This is a genomic window from Thiomicrorhabdus sp. zzn3 (assembly GCF_029767755.1).
Taxonomy (GTDB): Bacteria; Pseudomonadota; Gammaproteobacteria; order Thiomicrospirales; family Thiomicrospiraceae; genus Thiomicrorhabdus.
Genome location: NZ_JARUQS010000001.1, coordinates 1,205,163 through 1,223,789, shown reverse-complemented (window position 1 = coordinate 1,223,789; position 18,627 = coordinate 1,205,163). Strand labels below are relative to the sequence as shown.

General features: G+C 48.0%; 17 protein-coding genes and 2 tRNA genes. 14 read left to right on the top strand and 5 right to left on the bottom strand.

From position 1 onward, the window contains the following. Nucleotides 1-23: 23 nt before the first annotated feature. From queC to QCB44_RS05715, 3 genes are all read left to right on the top strand, one after another. Entirely contained in the window at nucleotides 24-725 is a 702-nt protein-coding gene (queC, locus tag QCB44_RS05725; protein ID WP_279408503.1) for a 7-cyano-7-deazaguanine synthase QueC, read from the top strand. Nucleotides 726-821: 96 nt separating this feature from the next. Further along, a tRNA-Lys gene (locus tag QCB44_RS05720) sits at nucleotides 822-897 on the top strand. Between the two features lie 82 nt (nucleotides 898-979). Then, nucleotides 980-1,055, top strand: a tRNA-Lys gene (locus QCB44_RS05715). 154 nt (nucleotides 1,056-1,209) lie between these two features. On the opposite strand, the gene QCB44_RS05710 is transcribed toward QCB44_RS05715, so the two are convergent. Next, nucleotides 1,210-1,980 carry a hypothetical protein gene (locus QCB44_RS05710; protein ID WP_279408502.1) on the bottom strand — a complete coding sequence of 257 codons (771 nt, stop codon included), beginning with the start codon at nucleotides 1,978-1,980 and terminating at the stop codon, nucleotides 1,210-1,212. Nucleotides 1,981-2,112: 132 nt separating this feature from the next. Between QCB44_RS05710 and QCB44_RS05705 the strand changes: the two genes are divergently transcribed. From QCB44_RS05705 to QCB44_RS05685, 5 genes are all read left to right on the top strand, one after another. Beyond that, complete coding sequence (locus QCB44_RS05705; RefSeq protein WP_279408501.1) at nucleotides 2,113-2,361, top strand: hypothetical protein; 249 nt, start codon at nucleotides 2,113-2,115, stop codon at nucleotides 2,359-2,361. Nucleotides 2,362-2,374: 13 nt separating this feature from the next. Beyond that, the gene (locus tag QCB44_RS05700) at nucleotides 2,375-3,046 is read left to right on the top strand and encodes a metal-dependent transcriptional regulator (protein ID WP_279408500.1); all 672 of its coding nucleotides are present in this window, start codon (nucleotides 2,375-2,377) and stop codon (nucleotides 3,044-3,046) included. Further along, on the top strand, nucleotides 3,039-4,079 hold the full coding sequence (gene glnL / locus QCB44_RS05695; RefSeq protein ID WP_279408498.1) for a nitrogen regulation protein NR(II): 1,041 nt from the start codon (nucleotides 3,039-3,041) through the stop codon (nucleotides 4,077-4,079). Before QCB44_RS05700 ends, glnL begins: the two co-directional genes overlap by 8 nt. A 104-nt stretch (nucleotides 4,080-4,183) precedes the next feature. After that, nucleotides 4,184-5,599: a nitrogen regulation protein NR(I) gene (gene ntrC / locus QCB44_RS05690; protein ID WP_279409194.1), complete on the top strand. Its 1,416-nt coding sequence runs from the start codon at nucleotides 4,184-4,186 to the stop codon at nucleotides 5,597-5,599. 27 nt (nucleotides 5,600-5,626) lie between these two features. Further along, nucleotides 5,627-6,406 carry a hypothetical protein gene (locus QCB44_RS05685; RefSeq protein WP_279408497.1) on the top strand — a complete coding sequence of 260 codons (780 nt, stop codon included), beginning with the start codon at nucleotides 5,627-5,629 and terminating at the stop codon, nucleotides 6,404-6,406. An 18-nt stretch (nucleotides 6,407-6,424) separates the two neighbouring features. On the opposite strand, the gene QCB44_RS05680 is transcribed toward QCB44_RS05685, so the two are convergent. Together QCB44_RS05680 and QCB44_RS05675 are read right to left on the bottom strand one after the other, a co-directional pair. Next, entirely contained in the window at nucleotides 6,425-7,117 is a 693-nt protein-coding gene (locus tag QCB44_RS05680) for a hypothetical protein (RefSeq protein ID WP_279408496.1), read from the bottom strand. Nucleotides 7,118-7,307: 190 nt separating this feature from the next. Further along, nucleotides 7,308-8,177: an HDOD domain-containing protein gene (locus tag QCB44_RS05675; protein ID WP_279408495.1), complete on the bottom strand. Its 870-nt coding sequence runs from the start codon at nucleotides 8,175-8,177 to the stop codon at nucleotides 7,308-7,310. A gap of 313 nt (nucleotides 8,178-8,490) precedes the next feature. Here QCB44_RS05675 and QCB44_RS05670 point away from each other — a divergent pair, with 313 nt between their 5' ends. The 4 genes from QCB44_RS05670 to QCB44_RS05655 all read left to right on the top strand — a co-directional run bounded on the left by QCB44_RS05670 (nucleotide 8,491) and on the right by QCB44_RS05655 (nucleotide 15,210). Then, nucleotides 8,491-9,402 (top strand): rhodanese-like domain-containing protein, encoded by a 912-nt coding sequence (locus QCB44_RS05670; protein ID WP_279408494.1) that lies wholly within the window; start codon nucleotides 8,491-8,493, stop codon nucleotides 9,400-9,402. Nucleotides 9,403-9,479: 77 nt separating this feature from the next. Further along, the gene (locus QCB44_RS05665) at nucleotides 9,480-11,387 is read left to right on the top strand and encodes an EAL domain-containing protein (protein WP_279408492.1); all 1,908 of its coding nucleotides are present in this window, start codon (nucleotides 9,480-9,482) and stop codon (nucleotides 11,385-11,387) included. A gap of 29 nt (nucleotides 11,388-11,416) precedes the next feature. Continuing rightward, nucleotides 11,417-12,556, top strand: a complete 1,140-nt coding sequence (locus QCB44_RS05660) for a CapA family protein (protein WP_279408490.1) — start codon at nucleotides 11,417-11,419, stop codon at nucleotides 12,554-12,556. Nucleotides 12,557-12,723: 167 nt separating this feature from the next. Next, nucleotides 12,724-15,210, top strand: coding sequence for an AAA family ATPase (locus tag QCB44_RS05655; protein WP_279408488.1), 2,487 nt, complete (start codon nucleotides 12,724-12,726; stop codon nucleotides 15,208-15,210). 161 nt (nucleotides 15,211-15,371) lie between these two features. Here the strand turns inward: QCB44_RS05655 and QCB44_RS05650 are convergent, their stop codons facing one another. After that, complete coding sequence (locus QCB44_RS05650; RefSeq protein WP_279408486.1) at nucleotides 15,372-15,710, bottom strand: P-II family nitrogen regulator; 339 nt, start codon at nucleotides 15,708-15,710, stop codon at nucleotides 15,372-15,374. A gap of 2 nt (nucleotides 15,711-15,712) precedes the next feature. Beyond that, entirely contained in the window at nucleotides 15,713-16,690 is a 978-nt protein-coding gene (gene asd, locus QCB44_RS05645) for an archaetidylserine decarboxylase (protein ID WP_279408484.1), read from the bottom strand. A 102-nt stretch (nucleotides 16,691-16,792) separates the two neighbouring features. Between asd and QCB44_RS05640 the strand changes: the two genes are divergently transcribed. Together QCB44_RS05640 and QCB44_RS05635 are read left to right on the top strand one after the other, a co-directional pair. Continuing rightward, complete coding sequence (locus tag QCB44_RS05640; RefSeq protein WP_279408483.1) at nucleotides 16,793-18,001, top strand: argininosuccinate synthase; 1,209 nt, start codon at nucleotides 16,793-16,795, stop codon at nucleotides 17,999-18,001. A gap of 15 nt (nucleotides 18,002-18,016) precedes the next feature. Continuing rightward, nucleotides 18,017-18,514, top strand: a complete 498-nt coding sequence (locus tag QCB44_RS05635) for a phosphatidylglycerophosphatase A (RefSeq protein WP_279408482.1) — start codon at nucleotides 18,017-18,019, stop codon at nucleotides 18,512-18,514. Nucleotides 18,515-18,627: the final 113 nt, after the last annotated feature.

Sequence of the window (18,627 nt, the reverse complement as noted above, 5' to 3'; positions counted from 1 at the left end):
GATGGAATAAAAAAGGGACACCGATGCAAAAAAAAGCCGTGATTCTGCTCTCCGGCGGTTTGGATTCAGCGACCGTGCTTGCGATAGCGGCCTCGGAGGGCTACGAGTGCCATACCATTAGCTTTGATTATGGTCAGCGCCACAAGGCGGAGCTGGACTTTGCCGCCGCGCTATCAAAACAGCTGAGGGCGGCCTCTCATCGTGTTGTGCAGGTGGATATGAGCCAGATCGGTGGTTCTGCACTCACCGATACCAATATTGATGTACCCACCTCCGGGGTTGAGGAAAATGAAATTCCGATCACTTATGTGCCGGCACGCAATACGGTGTTTCTCTCTTATGCGCTGGCGTTGGCTGAAGTAATCGGCGCGGATGATATTTTCATTGGCGTGAATGCCGTGGATTATTCCGGTTACCCTGACTGCCGTCCGGCCTTTATCGAGGCGTTTGAAAAGATGGCGAACTTGGCGACCAAGGTGGGCGTGGAAGGCCGTCATTTACATATTCGGACCCCGCTGATCGATTTAAGCAAGGCCGAAATTATTCGTACCGGTTCTCGTCTAGGAGTGGATTATGCGTTGACGGTGTCCTGCTATCAGGCGGATTCTGAAGGCCGTGCTTGCGGGGTGTGTGATTCCTGTCGTTTAAGAAAACAGGGCTTTGCCTCCGCAGGGGTCGAAGATCCAACGCTTTATCAAGACGCCTGTGTATCGGATGGTTGTTGATCAGACTGATTCCCCCTGGTGTAAAAAAACGGTAAAAAAGCCGAAAAAAGGCTTGCACACAACGGTCAGCCTTGTATAATACGCCCCATTCCGAAAGGGTCGTTAGCTCAGCCGGTAGAGCAGTTGGCTTTTAACCAATTGGTCGAGCGTTCGAATCGCTCACGACCCACCATATTCTGAATCAGTTGAAAAAAACCGTTCAGCTGAACCGCTTGTTAAAGATAGCAAATTATCTTTAAAAGCAACCCTAACATGGGTCGTTAGCTCAGCCGGTAGAGCAGTTGGCTTTTAACCAATTGGTCGAGCGTTCGAATCGCTCACGACCCACCATTATAAAGAAAACCCCGTACGGTTCGCCCTGCGGGGTTTTTTATTATTTGTACCTTGTTAGAAATAAAAAACCGAGCAGGCCTGTTCGGTTTTTTTAGAAGTTTTGCTTTTTAAGGTAAGCTCTTGCCCACATACAAAGCGTGAGTATGCCTCGTTATTTTAGGTGGGCGTCGGCAATTTCACGCAACTTAGGGACCGCCAGGCCTGCTTGGTCGGCGAAACCGAGTGCGCGTGTTAGGCGCGCTGGTGCAGAACGTCCCATACAACCGTGCTCCAAGTCTCCATGAATGGCTTCAATCAAACCCTCCATTAGGCGTTGGCGATCGTTTTCTACGCCGGTAAGCCAGTTTTGGATGTCGATGACGTCGGCGGCGACGGCATTCATTACATCGGCATGCTGATTCATTAAACCTTCGACATTGCCACCTACTTCCAAGCCGGCAATGTTGGTGGTGAGAATATAGAGATTCTTGCGTACCAGTTCATAGGCCAACTCATCTTCACTGTCGACCAGATAGCTTGGAATCTCAAGACTGGCAAGCGCATCGAAAACCAGTCGCGCATGCGGGCCGTAGATCGGTGAAGGCAGTACAATCTTGCTGTCCATGCCTTTTTTCTTCTCAAACCAGACCGAGATCACGGTTGGTTCTTTGATATTGGCGGCTTTCCAGTCACGCGGCAGCAATTCGTTTTGCAGCAGAATCAATCTGTCTTTCCAATTTTCTGGACAGCGTGCAAGCACATCGTGAATATCCGCTTCCGCAACGGCAACCAGTACCGCTTTGGGAGTAGGATACGCATTAGCGGCATTGTGCATGTCCATGTCGCGGGTAACCGGGAAGACCGGATAGCCGGTTCTTAAAAAGCCGCGTGCAAACACACTGCCAAGCTCACCTAATCCAATAACGATGATGGGATCTTTCATGATGGGGACCTCATTTCTTTTTTCTTAAATTGTAATGAATGTTGTTTTGCACCAAAATGGAAATGCCTTTCCCTTTTATTCTGAAATTACTGATAGAATAGTGCGCATAAGAATTAGCACAGGATATTAGCAGTGAATCAACAAAAAGCAAAGTTTACCTGGCACTACTATGGCATGGCTTTTGGGGCCTTGATGGCGATGTTGGCAGGAACAGTCGGCTCGATTGGCGGCGTGGTGTCGGCGATTGCTTTTGCCATTTTGTGTCATCCGGTCCTTAAGTTTCAAGGCGTTGGCCGTTTTGTCTTTTTGGTGCTGTTTGCCGTTCTATATGTTTTTGCCTTCCCTGAACCGGATGTCATCCGTGAGATGATGGCGAACTAAGGTTGACCGCTCTATGGCTTCTAAGGCGCTCGAAGACTATTTGAAGATTATTTATAAGCTGGAAGGTCATACCCCGGAAGATAAAGGGGTACAGACGTCGGTGATTGCTGAAAGGCTGGCGATTTCGCAGGCCTCTGTCTCCAATATGATTAAAAAGCTGGCGGAGCGAGACTATATTCAATACGCACCTTACTATGGTGTCAGCCTGACCGAATCCGGCAGAAAAATAGCACTGAATATGGTGCGTAAACACCGTATTTTAGAGCAGTATTTAGTCGAACGCCTTGGTTACTCTTGGGATGAGGTCGACGAAGAAGCCGAGGTGTTGGAGCACTCCATTTCCGATAAGTTGGCTAATCGGATGTGGGAAGATTTGGGCAGGCCGACTCATGATCCTCACGGGTCTCCGATTCCATCGGCTGAAGGGGTGGTGGAACAACATGATTGGGTGCCGCTCACTGAAATACCTTTGCAGAAGGAAGTGACGATCAAGCGGATCAAAAATCGTAGTCCTGAGGAGTTGCGATACCTAGCCTCCATTGGACTGACAACCGGGGTCAAAGTGGTCATCAAAAACAGGGCGCCGCTGGACGGCCCCTTGTTAGTTGAAATTAATGAAACAGAGTTGAATGCCATCGATTACCGGTTGGCGTTGGCTTTAATGGTGAATTCCGATTATGAATGAACAGGCTTTTCAGGATCTGTTAGAAGGCTTGACAACCGCCGTTGTATGGGTGCGTTCTAATGAAACCATCGGTTATATGAATATTGCTGCTGGCGAACTGTTTCAAACCAGTACCAGCCGGATTGTCGGGACGCACTGGAGTTCGATCTTGCCGGGTCTGATCGACGATCTGCATAAGGCCGACGAGCAGAAACTCACCATTCACGAATATGCGGTTGCCTTGCCGGATTGCAGCAAGGTGCGCGTCAGCTGTACCTTGTCGCCCTATGAAGTGAATTTCGAGCACGGCTGGCTGATGGAAATTTTTAACACCGAGCGTCATCATCGTATTGTGGAAGAGGATGAACGTTGGCATCAATATGAAGCTGGAAATTTACTGGTGCGCACTCTTGCGCATGAGGTGAAAAATCCGTTGGCGGGCATTTTGGGGGCCACGCAGCTATTGCAAAAGCGCCATTCGCCGGACGACAAAGATCAGGCTTTTTTGGACATCATCGCCAATGAAGTTTCGCGTTTGAAGAATCTCGTTGATCGCATGTTGGGGCCAAGACAGAATGCCAATAAAGAACCGCATAATATCCATGAATTGATTCGTTATGTGCTGCAGATTATAGAGGGTGAAAAACCGGACAATATAGTCATTAAAATCGACTATGATCCGAGTATTCCGGAGGTCAATATTGATTTTGAGGCCATGGTGCAGGCGATATTGAATCTGGTTAAAAACGCCATTCAAGCCATGGAAAAACACGGCGGTATGTTAACGATTAAAACCCGTGTTGAGCGTAAATTTACCTTGGGGACCAAAACGTTTCCGCTTGTGGCTGTGATCAGCATTATGGATGAAGGGGAGGGGATTCCTGATGAAGTCTTTGATTCGATCTTCTATCCCATGGTCAGCAGCAAAAAAGAGGGAAGCGGTTTGGGGCTCCCGGTTGCCCAGAATGTATTGCGCCAGCATGGCGGTCTGATTGTGGCCGAAAGCGAGCCGGGACAAACCGTATTCAATGTCTACCTACCTTTGGACGTGTAGGCGTAAGTAAGCGTATTTTGAAAGAATTAAAAAATCGTCAGGCCATTCCAATTAGAGGAGCGTGACGACGACAGAGGATGCAAACTGTGCAGAATGAAGATGAAATGATACCCGTAGTTTGGATTGTGGATGATGATGCGTCTATTCGTTGGGTATTAGAAACCGCCTTAGAAGACAAACCTTACGTGGTCAAAGCGTACGATTCGCCGCTGCAGGCGCTGAAAAGTTTTGATCAGGCCCCACCGACGGTGATCGTAAGTGATGTGCGCATGCCGGATATGGACGGCTTAACGTTTATGGAAGCGGTACATGAAAAAGATAAAAATGTACCGGTGATCATCATGACGGCGCATGCCGATTTGGATACAGCGGTTAAGTCTTATCAAAGTAAAGCATTTGAGTATCTGCCAAAACCGTTTGATATTGACGAAGCAACCGGGTTGATTGAACGTGCCATTAAGCGCAAGCTTTCCGGTGGCGTTAAGCGCGTCAGCCGTAAGCGTGCGACGGAAAAGCAGCCACTGAACATCATTGGGGTCGCACCTGCGATGCAGGAGGTTTTCCGTGTGCTCGGACGCGTTTCCCAGCTGGATGTGACGGTCTTGATTAACGGGGAGACGGGAACGGGTAAGGAGTTGGTGGCCAAAGCCTTACATGAACTCAGCCCACGTTCAGATCAGCCTTTTGTCGCATTGAACACGGCCGCCATTCCACGTGAACTGCTGGAGTCGGAACTGTTCGGTCATGAAAAGGGCGCCTTTACCGGTGCGCATTCGCAACGTATTGGGCGTTTTGAACAAGCCAACGGCGGTACGCTGTTTTTAGATGAAATCGGGGATATGCCGGTGGATTTACAGACGCGTTTGCTGCGGGTGCTGAATGATGGCAGCTTCTATCGCGTGGGCGGTAAAAACCCGATTAAAACCGACGTACGGATTGTGGCCGCGACCCACCAGAACATGGAACAGTTGGTTCGTGAAGGGCGTTTTCGTGAAGACTTACTGTACCGATTAAATATCATCCGCATTAAAGTGCCGGCGCTGCGCGAGCGCCGTGAAGACATTCCCTTGTTGTTGCGTTTTTATCTGGATAAGGAGTCCAAGGCATTAGGCTTAGAAGAGAAGCAGCTAAGCAAAGAGGTTGAACGCTTCTTGGGTGGGCTGCCATGGCCTGGAAACGTGCGCCAATTGCGCAGCTTGTGTACTTGGTTGACGATTATGGCGCCGGATAAGACGGTGCATATGGAAGACCTGCCCCTAGAACTGCGAAATCCGACAGAAAACGTTTGTAGCGATGCCGAAGGCGACGATTGGGAGGTGCCTTTGCGTCGTTGGGCGGAATCTTTCCTGCTTTCTGGCCGTGAGGGACTGCACACTGTGGCGGAACCGATGTTTGAGAAGGTGTTGATTGAAGAGGCTTTGAAAATGAGCCATAACCACCGTCAAAAAGCGGCCGCTCTGCTGGGGTGGGGACGCAATACCCTGACGCGTAAAACCCAGGCGTTGGGAATGGATGAATGATTGTGAACAGGCCTGGTAACTTGTGACGTGATTTGGGAAGCTTGGCAGTATCTGACAACGCCAATCACCTTGCCCTATGCGAAAAAAATGGGCTTTCTGCGTGAAGCGATCGCCATGGCCGCACGCAGTCAGCGTTGTCAAAGGCAGTGGCAACCCCACTATCAGGCTTGTCAACAAGCTGTGCTGGAAGCCTGTGAACGAGTTGAGTCAAAACGCAAGCTGCTTATCTTAGGTGCGGGCACTTTACAGGACATTCCTCTCGCTCAACTCAGTCAGAGGTTCGATGAGATCCTGTTGGTCGATTTGGTTTTTTTGCGTTCTGCGCGCAGCCAGATTGCCTCCTATCGCAATGTTCATCTAGTCGAATGGGACGTAACCGAATCGCTGTTATCTCTCTATCGGTGTGAGTCCAAGCTCGCTTCTCCAAAACGCTGGCTTGATGACTCTGAGATCGATCTGGTTGTTTCACTCAATTTAACTACCCAATTGCCGTTGCTCCCTTTTGATTGGTTGACTCGACATTGCTCTATTTCAGATGAGCAAGCTGAACGCATGGCGCAAGCGTTGATTTCTCAGCACCTTCATTATTTGCGGCAGTTTGCGCAATGTGGCTCCAAGGTGTGTTTGATCGCGGACCGATATGCGCAGCGTTTCGATACTCGAGGACAGGAGATTGAACGTTTTGATTTGTGGTGGGGGCAGAAGGTCCCTAAAACCGAAAGACAGTGGTTTTGGCCGTTAATGCCGTTGGGTGAAGTATCGGCTGGCTACAGTCAAACGCATTGCGTTGGCGTGACTTATTGGTAATACGGCTTGTGTGAATGGCTAGTCGCGGCGGTTTGCAACCGATGGTTTTTTGCTGGCAGGCCTGTTTGTTGTAGAGCTTTGTTCAGATTCTTCTACAGCCGGTTGAAGCATTTCCTTAGAGTGATCCATGTCCTGTTCGCGCAATTGTTGCCGAATGCGTCCCAATTCTTTTTGATAGCCTTGATAATCGCCATACTCCAGAAATTGAGGGTAATGGTGATGCATGGTGGCCAATTTACGTGCATGTTTAATTGGGCACCAATACTGCTCGGTACGCGCCGCAATCTCCTGAATATAAGCTAACAAGCCGTTAAAGTAGCCGCAATAAATGCAGTTCAGGCGTTCAATCGCGTTGAGGTAGCGTAATTGATGGCGGTCAATCACAATATAGTCACCACGTTTGACTTTGTTAACGCCGTAGACCGGAAAACACACCCACTGATAAAAGCTAACTACCGCATCTAAAAAGAGTGCCGGGATGATGCAGGCCCAGATAATGGGAAAGGTCAAAATATTTAGAACAGGCGCTTCGGAAAGGTATACCCACACATTGGTGGCTTGGGCCTGATGGGTTTTCCGGGTTTCTTTATCAAAAACGACTTTTTTGTTTTCTGTTTTATAGAGAAAGCGCTTTTCCTGTTCTTGAATTTCGTCTAATAACTCAGCTTCAAGTCGTTTGATTTCGGTCATTAGATCATGCACTTTGCTCATAAGGGATTCGCTTTGTCAAAGGTGAGAGTGGTTTTTTCCACACAAGTCAGTTAGGACATCATAAACCTTATGCATCGGCGATGCGCGTAAATTATCAGTAAGCGTTGAAGGTTTAATCGATAAAAGAAGTGTCATGAAAGGCTGGTATACGCCAGCCCAAGGAAAATAAGCACAGGAGACGGCTAGATTGTTAGGCCTGTGCAACCTCATCCATAAAGTTGTCAGGAAACGCCTTCATCGCTTTGACCAACTGCTGTACTTTCTTTTGCGCGCGAATGTAGTCCTGGTTTGTCAGATTCAAGCGCTTCATGGACTCAAGTGCCGCATTGCGAATCTCTTCGGTAACATAAAGTTTGTTTTCGGTTTCTGCCACAACCATTCGAGCCACATTGAGCAGGTTGATCAATTCGTAAGCCAGGTGTTGGCCTTCAGGGCATTTTTCAATTTTTTTATTCTGGAAGAGAATACCGCAGTACACAGAATTTTTAACCCGCCATTTTTTCGCGACATAGACGCCGATGTAATTACTGGTGGTGTCGAAAAGATCCAATTCTTTGGCTTCGGATTGTGAAGGCGTTAATAGATTGGTGGTGTAGCAACTTTTACTGGCGGTTGGATTGTACAGATTGAGCACAATATAGCCAATGTTGTAGAGCAGACCATAAAGATAGGCATCACTCTCTTTGACTTCCTGAATGCGGCTGGAAAGCTCTGACATGGCCGCCGCAATGTGGCTGGCATGATTAATAATCGCTTCGCTTTCTTTATCCGATTGAAAACTGAATTCAATGGCACTTGAGAAGAAAACGGTAAAGATGCCTTTGGTACCCAAAATATCCACGGCTTGGCGGGCGGAAGTCACCTCTTTTTTAGAGATGAAGCTGGCAATGGCCAAGAATTTAGTGAACAGTCTCGGGTTACGATTAATGCAATCGGTGATTACGTTGACGTCGGGATCCGTTTTCATTGACTCTTCTTGGAGTCGGGCGACTTCGTTAGAAATTTTTGGTAGCTTTACTTTTCCTAAGATAGTCGCCGCCACCGCTAAGTGATGTTTCATACAATATGTTCAATCAATAAGTTAAGAGTAGAAGGGTGAGTAAGTTGAACACGACGTTGTGATTAGTTAAGAGTCGATTTTATATCAAAAATACAAATGTGGCATTTAAAGTTTCTATGTGGATAGAAAGAAGGCTCTGGTACATTAAGTCAATGAAGTTAGTTCGTTTTTTGTGACCAAGGCCAAAGGAGGGGGTGTTTATGATCAAGAAACTTTGGTGGCTGTCGCCCCCGGTATCTGAAACGTTGGATTTTAGGCTTAATCACCCCCTTATTTTCCCTGTTGCGAGTGGCTTATTATGAAGTTTTGCGTCATGAGAAAACTCTTTTTGCTTGGTGCACTGTTAATGATTGCGCAACCCGTGCTGGCGGATACCTTGAGAATACAGCCTTCAGAACTGAAGACCGTTTTAAATGAAAAAGCAGCCAACATCGTCATACTGGATACTCGTTCCGAGCAGGCCTATCGAGACGATCACATCCCGGGAGCCCGTTCTTTTCCGGTCGAGTGGACTTATCAACATAAGAGGGTGGACGGTCAATTGGCTTCACCACACAAAATGCAGCAGTTGCTGCGTAGTGCCGGCCTAACTGCAGACAGCCAAGTGGTGGTTTATGATGACGGTAAGCTGGTGGATGCGGCGCGGACGTTTTGGGTGTTAGAGGTCTTTGGCTTGAAACAGGTCATGGTGTTGGATGGCGGCTATGCCGCCTGGCAAAAACAGGGATTCGCGGTTGAGTATCACCAGGCATCAATAGAACCGAGCCAATATACCGTACAGATTAATCACAAGCGTTTAGCGAGTAAATTTACCACTCAATTAGCGGTGCTCAACCCGTTTCAAACCATTGTCGATGCACGCCCTTACAACGCCTATATTGGCGAGGTTTCTTCCGCACAGCGCTTTGGGCATATTCCAACAGCGATTAATATCCCGGCATCTCACAATATCGATACGAATCAAACAGACAGCCATTTCCAGAGTTTAGAGAAATTAAAAGAAGTCTATCAAGATTTGCCTAAAGGGCATAAGGTCATTACCTACTGTGCGATTGGCCGGATTTCAGCCGCCAACTATCTGGCCTTGCGTGAACTGGGTTATGACGTGGCCAATTACGATGCCTCATGGAAAGAGTGGGCGAACGATTTTTCATTGCCTGTGGAAAAGGGGGATCCGGCTCAAATTACTCAGGTGAATTCCAGTCCTTTAGGAGAGCATAAGTAGTGATCTGGTCTCGGCTTAGCATTCGTACCCAACTTTCAATTTTAACCTCATCGTTATTGCTGCTTGTGATGTTTTTGATGCTTAGTCTCTCTTTCTGGCTCGATTTCAAGCAGAGACAAGCTTTGGCTTTAGAGCTCGCCAACAACCTCAATGAAGCGCTCAGTTACGATATGCTGCAAGCTTCGGTAACGCACCGAGCCGATGTTCTGGCGAACCTTTCTTTTCGGCTTTCCAATTTCCCATCGTTAGACCGTGTGTATTTGGTTAATCAAAAAGGGGAGGCGGTATATGAGTTTAAGGCCAATGATAAGAATTACGATCATTTAATCGCTTCAGCTACCGACACCGCGCAATTTAGTGGGGATGATTTATATATTAGGCGTCCGTTGACCATCGAAGAGCAGACCTATGGTTATGTGACGTTTATCATTGATATGAAGAGCTTCCAGACCCAGCTGAATGAGCAGCTGACATATTATGTTGTGGTGTTTCCGGTTCTGATGGTCGGCGGTTTGTTGCTGGCATCGCGTATCAGCCGCCGTTATTCAGAACCTTTTTTGCAGTTGGCGCATGCCATGGAACAGAGTGATCCGACCCATAACCGCTTTCCCAAGCTCAAAACGCAAGCGCAAAATGAGGTGCTAAAGCTCTACGATGGCTACCAAAAGATGATGACGCAAATTGCTCAAACCACTCAGCAAATGCGTTATCAGTCTGAGCACGATCAGTTAACCGGCTTGTTCAATCGCTACTATATTGAACAGCAGATCCTGTTAGCAATGAAAGGCAAGCGATCTTCGCAACATGCCTTGATTTATCTGGATTTAGACCAATTTAAAATGATCAACGATGCCGCAGGGACGACAGCGGGCGACAAACTGTTGAAAATGGTCGCTCGGGAGTGTCAAATCAAGCTCCCTAAAAAAGCCTGTATGGCACGAATCGGCGGGGATGATTTTTATATTCTGCTTAAACGAGTGACCTTGGCAGAAGCTGAAAAATGGGCGCAGGATTTATTGGAACTGTTGCATGATTTTCGCTTCAGTTGGGAAGGACAGGCCTATTCCATCTCCGCGTCCATGGGATTGGTGCATTTTCATCCCAATCAATACACCATGGAAGAACTCAGCAAGGCGGCTGAAACCGCGTTTTATCAGGCGAAAAGTGCGGGCCGAAATAAATTAAGCGTTTTCACTCCCGGTGATGAAGCCGCACAAAACTACAATCAGCAGGTTGTCACGGCAGGGTATTTGAAGGAGGCACTATCGGATGGTCCGGCGCATTTTGAGCTTTTCGCGCAAGCGATCGTTCCGTTTCAAGAACAAAGTAAGCAGGCCTCCTATGAGATTTTATTGCGCCTAAGGAACGCTGATGGCCAGTTGATTGCCCCTGATCAGTTTTTGGCGGTGGCAGAACGTTATCAATTGATGGCGGAAATTGATCGTTTTGTACTGTGGAAATATTTGCAAACCGTCACAGACCATCCCGAACACATAGAGAATTTGGGAAAAGCCCATATCAATTTAGCAGGGTCGTCGCTGAACCACCCCGATTTCCAAAGATGCGTTCAAGATGCCATTCAACACTTTGATTTTCCATGGAACAAACTGGAGCTCGAAATTACAGAAACTTCCGCCATCGGGAATTTTAATCGGGCTAACCAATTTATCGACTGGTTAAAAAGTACCGGCATCGGTTTGGCTTTAGACGATTTTGGCACCGGTATGTCCTCTTTTGAATACTTAAAAAGTTTGCCTTTTGACGTGGTTAAAATTGACGGTTCTTTTGTTCGTGACATGCACAAAGACCCATCCGATAAAGCGGTGATCCGGTATATTCAGGAAATTGCCAGTCTCAGAGGCCAGGAAACGGTTGCTGAGTACGTCGAATCGGAAAAAGATGTGATGGTGTTGAAAAGAATAGGGGTCACCTACGGGCAGGGCTATCATTTAGGCAAGCCTAAACCATTGTCTGATTGGCTATAAGTTAAATAACAAAATCCGGGAGAATGGGTTTGAGCTTTCATTCCAAGAAGCATGGTGGCATCCAACTTTTTCTTTGCGGTGACGTCATGCCAGCCAGGGCGATTGATCAGATCCTGCCACATCCGAACAAACCGGTTTTGTATGAATCTTATGTAAAAGATGCCCGAGATTATATCCGGCTGGCAGAACGCATAAATGGATCGATTCCCAGAAAGGTTGATGAGCATTATATCTGGGGCGACGTTCTGGCCGAGCTTGAAGCCCGTTGTCCGGAGGTTAAAATTATTAATTTGGAGACCAGCGTCACTTCCTCGGACACGCCGTGGCCTGATAAAGGCATTCATTACCGCTTGCATCCGTTAAATGCGGGCTGTCTTACCTCCGCCAAGATTGACTGCTGCGTTTTGGCCAATAACCATGTTATGGATTGGGGCAGCCAAGGTCTGAATGAGACCTTGGAGACATTAAAGTCGAAACACCTGCTATTTTGTGGGGCCGGGCAAAATCTTTGTGAAGCCCAAGCACCGGCTGAAATCGCTATCAGGGGCAAAGGGCGGGTGCTGGTGTTTGCGTATGGCATGGCATCCAGTGGGGTTCCAGAATCTTGGCAGGCCTGTTCGGATCGTCCTGGCATTAATTATTTAAGCGACTTAACGCAAGCAAGTCTAAATAAGGTTTGCGAACAAATTACATTCCATAAACAGCAGGGTGATTTGGTCGTTTTTTCGGTACATTGGGGTGGTAATTGGGGATATGAAATCCCCGCAGAACAGCGCGCTTTTGCCCAGGCTCTGATTGATGAAGCCGGTGTGGATGTCGTTTATGGTCACTCTTCGCATCACGTCAAAGGGGTTGAAATTTATCACGGCAAGCCAATCCTCTATGGCTGCGGCGATTTTTTAAATGACTATGAGGGAATTGGTCATTATGAAGTGTACCGTGGCGAATTGGGAGGAATGTATTTTGTAAGGATGTGTCCCGAAGGTGGCAAATTACTCGAGCTTGAGTTGGTGCCGACGCGCATTCGTAAATTTCAAGTACAACGCGCTTCGTCAGGAGATTCCGATTGGTTGCTGCAGACGTTACTGCGAGAGTGCGGTAAATTAAATACTCAGGTCACTCGGAGTGAGGACGGAGTGTTTAAAATATTGGCAAAAACGTCTGTCTGAGCCACACCGATTGGAGCGGCTTAAACTGAACAGCCCTGAACAGTGTGTTTTGTGTGGTTTGGTCGGTAAAAAATTTGCATCCTCTAGCACTCTTTCAGTACAGTGGGTAAAAAAACGAATTGTTTGTTTTTGTGATCCACCTCTTTAGCCTCTTTTAAGAGTATCGTATGAAAAAAAACGTTGCCCATTCGTTCCAGAAGCTCGCCACACCTTTCAAAGTCCCGTTCGCTGATTTATACCATATTTGCGATCTTTCCCATCTGCCGTTTGCACAAAGTGACGAGCTGGAAGAGTTGGATGAACACCTCGGTCAGCAGCGTGCGATGGAGGCGTTGAAGTTCGGCATCGGCATTAAGCATGAAGGGTATAACCTCTATGTGTCCGGTTCCAGTGGGCTGGGGAAACGTACCACGGTGAAAGAGCTTTTGGAAACTGAAGCCAAACAGAAACAGTCTGGCCAGAATGAAGAAGAAGGGCCCTTTGACTGGTGCTATGTCAACCATTTTGAGGATTCCCACAAGCCGGTGGTGTTGAAGCTCCCAAAAGGAACCGGGCATCAACTTCAGCAGGATATGCAGCAGTTTGTGTTGGATATTTTGGTGGCGATTCCGGCGGCGTTTGAAAGTGACGAATATCAAGCCGCGTTTCAAACCATTCATGACGACTATGTGAAGCGCGAAGACCAGGCATTGGAAGAGATTGCGGCCAAGGCCGAAAGCAATAATATTTTGATGGTGCGTACGCCGAGCGGTTGGAATCTGGGGCCGCGTATGGGGGACAAGGCGATGACGCCGGAAGAGTTCCAAAAATTGCCGGATGAAGAGAAACAGGTCATTGGCCGGGTGGTGGAAGAGATTCAGGATGAATTGAAAAGTCTGCTGCTGAAAATACCGGTCTGGCAGAAAGAAACGCGTGAAAAAGTCAAGCAGCTTGATCGAGAAGTGACATTGATGACGGTCACGCATTATGCGGATGATTTGCGCCGGGGCTATCAAGAGCTTGAAACGGTACAAATTTTTATCGAGAAGGCTAAATGCGACATTATCGATAATGTAGAGCGTTTTCGTAAATATGCGGCAGAGAAAAAATCCCATGCCCCAAACCCATCCAAAGTGGCGGAAGAGTTTGTGGGCTATCAGGTCAATGTTCTGGTAGACAATAGTGAAACCGAAGGGGCTCCAGTGGTGTTTGAGGATAACCCAAGTTACCAGAACCTAATTGGCCGTATTGAGCATATTGCTCAGTTCGGGACTTTGTTGACCGATTTTTCACTGATTAAACCCGGCGCCTTGCATTTGGCGAATGGCGGTTACCTTGTGTTGGATGCACGCAAGGTGCTCACTTCCTTGTACGCCTGGGAGGGACTTAAGCGTGCGCTGCGTGCGCGTGAGATCAAAATCGAATCGATCGAACAGATTATGAGTCTGGCCAGTACCACCTCGCTGCAACCTGAGCCGATTCCTTTGGACATCAAGGTGGTATTGACTGGCAGTCGCCTGTTGTATTACCTGTTAAAACAGTATGACCCGGAATTTGATCTGTTGTTTAAGGTCGCAGCCGACTTCTCAGAAGAGATGGAGCGTGACGAGAGCAGCATGACGCTTTATGCGCGCATGATTGCGACCTTGCAGAAGCAGAACCAGTTGTTGCCTCTGGAAAAAGCAGCGGTGGAACGCATCATCGAGCACTGTTCGCGTATGGCGCAAGATGGCGAAAAGGTGTCGCTGCATATGGGAAATCTGTCCGACCTGCTCAAAGAGTCTGACTACTGGGCTCGACAGGCTGATCACAAGGCCGTGAGTCGAGATGACGTACAAAAAGTCATTGATACGCGCCTGTATCGCATGGATCAATTGCGTGAAAAGGTTCAAGAGACGGTGCTACGCGGCATTTATTTGATTAATACCGACGGTGAGAAGATCGCGCAGGTAAATGGTTTGAGTGTGATACAGCTTGATAGTTATGCCTTCGGCCGGCCTTCACGGATTACCGCTACCGCTCGTTTGGGAAGCGGCAAAGTCGTCGATATTGAACGCGAAGTGGAATTGGGCGGAGCGATTCATTCCAAGGGAGTGATGATCCTTTCCTCTTATTTGGCCTATCGCTATGCCAAAGAGCGCCCTCTGGCGTTGTCGGCCACCCTGGTGTTTGAGCAGTCCTACGGCATGGTTGAAGGGGACAGCGCCTCAGCGGCCGAACTGTGTGCGCTGCTCTCCGCTTTGGCAGAGGTGCCGCTGCGTCAAAGTCTGGCAATCACCGGATCGGTCAATCAACATGGTGAGATTCAGGCGATCGGCGGCGTCAACGAAAAAATTGAGGGGTTCTTTGATATTTGTGAAGCACGTGGATTAAGCGGTGAGCAGGGCGTTATCATTCCAAAATCGAATGTCGCTCACCTGATGTTAAAACAGGCTGTAGTGGATGCAGTCAAAGCACAGAAGTTTCATGTTTATGCCGTAGAAACCATCGATGAGGTAATGACCTTGTTGACAGGAAGAGAGATGGGGGTGGCGGATGCCTCAGGGCGTTATCCCAAAGGCAGTGTGAATGAGCTGATCGAGCGGCGAATAGCGAAACTGACCGAGCTGCGCGAGCGTTATGATGAAGCGCACCATGCTGTACATGATGCAGAGGACAAAGCCTCGCACCATTGAACAGAGTACCGATGTAAACGTGAGCCGGCCTGATCAAAACGCCGAACCGGATAGGTGTAAACAAGGCATAAAAAAACCGCAAAGTCTTAACCCCTTTGCGGTTTTTTTATTCTGCATCTCGCTAAAACCGAACAGGCCTGTTCAGTTTCAGCAATGAGAGATTACAACGCTTCTTCACCGGTCTCGCCGGTACGGATGCGAATGGTCTGTTCAATGTCGGTGACAAAGATTTTACCATCCCCGATTTTACCGGTTTGCGCCGCATTGATAATGGCTTCAACCGCTGCGTCCAGCGTGCTGGCGGCTACCGCAATTTCCAATTTCAACTTAGGTAGGAAGTCCACTACGTATTCCGCTCCGCGGTACATTTCGGTGTGCCCTTTTTGACGGCCATACCCTTTGACTTCTGTTACTGTCATACCGTGGATGCCAATATCATGAAGGGCATCGCGAACATCGTCCAATTTGAAAGGTTTAATAATGGCAGTAATCTGTTTCATGTTTATTCCTCAGTTGAAAGTTTGGATTCGGTAGACGTCTCAGAGTGAGCGGCTTCCGGAGCCGCAGAATGTGCTTCATTTGTCACTTTATCTGCGTGATTGGGGTCGCTGGCATTATCCGGCGTTGGATAACGGGCGATTTTTTCTCCCATTTTGATAGGCGTATTCTGGCGAATCTGTCCTAGCTCCGGCAGTTGACCTTCAGGGGTTAATAATACCACGGTTGAGCCCATATTAAAGCGTCCGATTTCATCGCCTTTACGATAGTGTAAATTCTGTTGCTGATAATCCCAATGACGCAGTACAGGATCGTATTCGGGGGTGATTTTGCCTTCCCAGACGGTTTCTATACTGCCGACGAAAACCGCTCCGACCATAATCAGACAGAAAGGACCGTGGTCGTTTTCAAAACGCACCACCACACGTTCGTTTCGTGCGAACAGTCCATCGATGTTGCGCACCGTAGCCGGATTAACCGCAAACAGGTCGCCTGGCACATAGGTCATTGACACCAATTTGCCATCTGCAGGCATGTGGATGCGGTGATAATCTTTGGGTGAGAGGTAGATCACCGCCGCTTCACCGTTATGGAATTGCTTGGCGTATTCAATGTCGCCACCGACCAGCGCTTCTACCGTATAATCGTGGCACTTGGCCTGAATGATGCGATTCTGTTCAATCGGTGTGGATTGGCTGATTAGGCCGTCGACTGGGCTGACCCAGGTTAGAGGATCCGCGTCGACCGGGCGCAGTTCCGGCTTCAAAGCGCGGGTAAAAAAGGCGTTAAAGTGCGGGTAGGCCTCCAGGTCTTCTTCAATGGCTTCACTGACATCAATTTTGTATAGCTTGCTGAGCAGCTTGATCGTGGTGTTTTTAATCCACGGAGTTTCTACCTGCATAAACCAGTGCATCCACTCGGAAAGCAAATGCTTGGGAATCAGGTATTGGGGCGCGACTTTGAAAAAGTCAAATAACTTCATGCTTAGGCTTCTTTTTGTTCGTCTAAAGAAGTGATTTTAATGTATAATTCGCGCAAATCGCAAATAGTTAAAACGCAATAAACGCTTTAAGGAAACAAACATATGTCTGAAGTCAAAAAAGTCGTCTTGGCTTATTCGGGTGGATTAGATACTTCTATTATCGCAAAGTGGTTACAGGAAGAGTATCAGTGTGAAGTCGTTACGTTTACGGCAGACATTGGTCAGGGCGAAGAGGTGGAACCTGCTCGCGCCAAAGCGGAAGCCATGGGCATCAAAGAGATCTATATTGAAGACCTGCGTGAAGAGTTTGCCCGCGACTTTGTGTTTCCAATGATGCGCGCCAACGCTATCTATGAGGGTGAGTACCGTCTCGGGACCTCCATTGCACGTCCATTGATCTCCAAGCGTTTGGTTGAGATCGCCCAAGAAACGGGGGCGGACGCCATCTCTCACGGTGCGACTGGTAAAGGGAACGACCAAGTGCGTTTTGAATTGAATGCTTATGCCCTGATGCCGGATGTCAAAGTCATTGCGCCATGGCGTGAATGGGATCTGCTGTCACGTGAAAAATTGATGGCGTATGCTGAAGAGCACAATATTGCCATTGAAAAGAAAAAAGGGAAAAAGTCGCCATATTCAATGGATGCGAACCTGCTGCATATCTCTTATGAGGGGGGGATTATTGAAGATCCTGCCAATGAGCCGGAAGAAGATATGTGGTTATGGACGGTTTCTCCGGAAAATGCACCGGATGAACCGACCTATCTAGACATTGAATTCGAAAAAGGTGATATTGTCGCTATTAACGGCGAAAAGATGACACCGGCCACGGTGATGGAGTACCTGAATAAGGTGGGAGGTGAAAACGGTATCGGGCGTGATGATATCGTGGAAAACCGTTTTGTCGGTATGAAAGCTCGCGGCTGTTATGAAACCCCTGCGGGCACCATTATGTTGAAAGCCCACCGTGCGATGGAATCCTTGACCTTGGATCGTAATGCCGCGCACTTGAAAGATGAGTTGATGCCGAAATATGCGGAAATGATCTACAATGGATTCTGGTTTAGCCCTGAGCGTGAAATGCTGCAGGCGCTAATCGACAAATCTCAAGAAAATGTTTCTGGCCACGTACGCCTGAAACTCTATAAAGGAAACGTGATTGTCGTCGGACGTACCTCCGATAACAGTCTGTTTGATGAAGCGATTGCTACCTTCGAAGAAGACGGTGGCGCCTACAACCACAAAGACGCGGAAGGCTTCATTAAATTAAACGCATTGCGTTTAAGAACCGCTGCAAAAAAACGTTCATAATCCAAGCCGATTGTTATGGCACAATCCGCTCCCAGTTTTAAAGCGCTGATGCAAAGCCCAACGATGTTGTTGGCGTTTGGTTTCGGTTCAGGCCTTGCCCCAAAAGGGCCGGGAACCGCCGGAACCTTGCTGGGTATGTTGTTGTTTGTGCCACTGTTGCTCTGCAATGAAACCGTCGCCTTAATTCTGTTTTTAGTCGGACTTTTATTCGGGTCATGGATCTGCGGTCGGGCTTCCGAGCAATTGGGAGTGCATGATCACGGCGGCATTGTCTGGGATGAGTTCGTCGGAATTTGGCTGGTGCTCTTGACGTTGCCTGATCAGAGTTGGGGGTATTGGCTTTTGGCGTTTGCGGCTTTTCGGGTATTTGATATCGCCAAACCCTGGCCGATCCGTTGGGCTGACCAGCGCGTAACAGGCGGCTTCGGCATCATGCTTGACGATATTTTAGCCGCTCTGTTTGCTATAGGTTTTATTTGGGCAACAACAATGAGTTTGAATTTGTTGTTTTAAAATTCATGCGGTATATTACGGACCATTAAAAATCACTGTAAAAATGATAAGAGCGCTTTGATCAAGCCTTCAAGATGTACAGCGTTGTACGATGGTTTGGATAAAGTCTCGAC

Coding starts and splice junctions, on each gene's coding strand:
- queC (WP_279408503.1), top strand. CDS start 24: ATGCAAAAAAAAGCCGTGATTCTGCTCTCCGGCGGTTTGGATTCAGCG.
- QCB44_RS05710 (WP_279408502.1), bottom strand. CDS start 1,980: ATGAAAGATCCCATCATCGTTATTGGATTAGGTGAGCTTGGCAGTGTG.
- QCB44_RS05700 (WP_279408500.1), top strand. CDS start 2,375: ATGGCTTCTAAGGCGCTCGAAGACTATTTGAAGATTATTTATAAGCTG.
- glnL (WP_279408498.1), top strand. CDS start 3,039: ATGAATGAACAGGCTTTTCAGGATCTGTTAGAAGGCTTGACAACCGCC.
- ntrC (WP_279409194.1), top strand. CDS start 4,184: ATGATACCCGTAGTTTGGATTGTGGATGATGATGCGTCTATTCGTTGG.
- QCB44_RS05680 (WP_279408496.1), bottom strand. CDS start 7,117: ATGAGCAAAGTGCATGATCTAATGACCGAAATCAAACGACTTGAAGCT.
- QCB44_RS05675 (WP_279408495.1), bottom strand. CDS start 8,177: ATGAAACATCACTTAGCGGTGGCGGCGACTATCTTAGGAAAAGTAAAG.
- QCB44_RS05670 (WP_279408494.1), top strand. CDS start 8,491: ATGAGAAAACTCTTTTTGCTTGGTGCACTGTTAATGATTGCGCAACCC.
- QCB44_RS05665 (WP_279408492.1), top strand. CDS start 9,480: ATGCTTAGTCTCTCTTTCTGGCTCGATTTCAAGCAGAGACAAGCTTTG.
- QCB44_RS05655 (WP_279408488.1), top strand. CDS start 12,724: ATGAAAAAAAACGTTGCCCATTCGTTCCAGAAGCTCGCCACACCTTTC.
- QCB44_RS05650 (WP_279408486.1), bottom strand. CDS start 15,710: ATGAAACAGATTACTGCCATTATTAAACCTTTCAAATTGGACGATGTT.
- asd (WP_279408484.1), bottom strand. CDS start 16,690: ATGAAGTTATTTGACTTTTTCAAAGTCGCGCCCCAATACCTGATTCCC.
- QCB44_RS05640 (WP_279408483.1), top strand. CDS start 16,793: ATGTCTGAAGTCAAAAAAGTCGTCTTGGCTTATTCGGGTGGATTAGAT.
- QCB44_RS05635 (WP_279408482.1), top strand. CDS start 18,017: ATGGCACAATCCGCTCCCAGTTTTAAAGCGCTGATGCAAAGCCCAACG.